Origin of the sequence: Acinetobacter sp. YH12205, assembly GCF_013418125.1 — a bacterium.
Lineage (GTDB): Bacteria > Pseudomonadota > Gammaproteobacteria > Pseudomonadales > Moraxellaceae > Acinetobacter > Acinetobacter towneri.
Genome location: NZ_VPCQ01000024.1, coordinates 1 through 1,719 on the forward strand (window position 1 = coordinate 1; position 1,719 = coordinate 1,719).

Sequence of the window (1,719 nt, forward strand, 5' to 3'; positions counted from 1 at the left end):
CAACCCCAACTGTTTGGGTGTTGTATAGTCAAGCCTCACGAGCAATTAGTATTGGTCAGCTTCACATATCGCTATGCTTCCACATCCAACCTATCAACGTCGTAGTCTTCAACGGCTCTTTAGGAGGCATAAAGCCTCGGGGAAATCTTATCTTGAGGTAGGCTTCCCGCTTAGATGCTTTCAGCGGTTATCCCTTCCGAACATAGCTACCCGGCGATGCGACTGGCGTCACAACCGGTACACCAGAGGTTCGTCCACTCTGGTCCTCTCGTACTAGGAGCAGATCCTCTCAAATTTCCAGCGCCCACGGTAGATAGGGACCGAACTGTCTCACGACGTTCTAAACCCAGCTCGCGTACCTCTTTAAATGGCGAACAGCCATACCCTTGGGACCTGCTTCAGCCCCAGGATGAGATGAGCCGACATCGAGGTGCCAAACACCGCCGTCGATATGAACTCTTGGGCGGTATCAGCCTGTTATCCCCAGAGTACCTTTTATCCGTTGAGCGATGGCCCTTCCATACAGAACCACCGGATCACTAAGACCTACTTTCGTACCTGCTCGACTTGTGGGTCTCGCAGTTAAGCGCGCTTTTGCCTTTATACTCTACGCGTGATTTCCGACCACGCTGAGCGCACCTTCGTACTCCTCCGTTACTCTTTAGGAGGAGACCGCCCCAGTCAAACTACCCACCAGACATGGTCCTCGTCCCGGATAACGGGACAGAGTTAGAACCTCAACATTACCAGGGTGGTATTTCAAGGACGGCTCCACTCGGACTAGCGTCCAAGTTTCAAAGCCTCCCACCTATCCTACACAAGTAAGGTCAAAGTTCAATGTCAAGCTGCAGTAAAGGTTCACGGGGTCTTTCCGTCTAGCCGCGGGTACACCGCATCTTCACGGCGAATTCGATTTCACTGAGCCTCTGCTGGAGACAGCGCCGCCATCATTATGCCATTCGTGCAGGTCGGAACTTACCCGACAAGGAATTTCGCTACCTTAGGACCGTTATAGTTACGGCCGCCGTTTACTGGGGCTTCGATCAAGAGCTTCGCTTACGCTAACCCCATCAATTAACCTTCCAGCACCGGGCAGGCATCACACCCTATACGTCCACTTTCGTGTTTGCAGAGTGCTATGTTTTTAATAAACAGTTGCAGCGGCCTGGTTTCTGAGGCTGTCGACAGCTCAAGGAGCGAGTCCTATCACCATCAACAGCGTACCTTCTCCCGAAGTTACGGTACCATTTTGCCTAGTTCCTTCAGCAGAGTTCTCTCAAGCGCTTTGGTCTACTCGACCTGACCACCTGTGTCGGTTTCGGGTACGATTCCAGTGTAACTGAAGCTTAGAGACTTTTCCTGGAAGCAGGGTATCAGCCACTTCACTGTACAAGTACAGCTTGCTATCAGATCTCAGCATAGAGCACCCCGGATTTGCCTAAGATGCATGCCTACTTCCTTTCACCTGGACTACCAACGCCAGGCTGACTTAACCTTCTCCGTCCTCTCATCGCATTACACTGAAGTATTGGAATATTAACCAATTTCCCATCGACTACGCCTCTCGGCCTCGCCTTAGGGGTCGACTCACCCAGCCCCGATTAACGTTGGACTGGAACCCTTGGTCTTTCAGCGAACGGGTTTTTCACCCGTTTTGTCGTTACTCACGTCAGCATTCGCACTTCTGATACCTCCAGCAGACTTCTCAATCCACCTTCA

General features: G+C 51.7%; 1 rRNA gene. It reads right to left on the reverse strand.

What is annotated here, in order from left to right:
* Positions 1-24: 24 nt before the first annotated feature.
* A 23S ribosomal RNA gene (locus FTU92_RS13935) occupies positions 25-1,719 on the reverse strand; the annotation flags it as partial.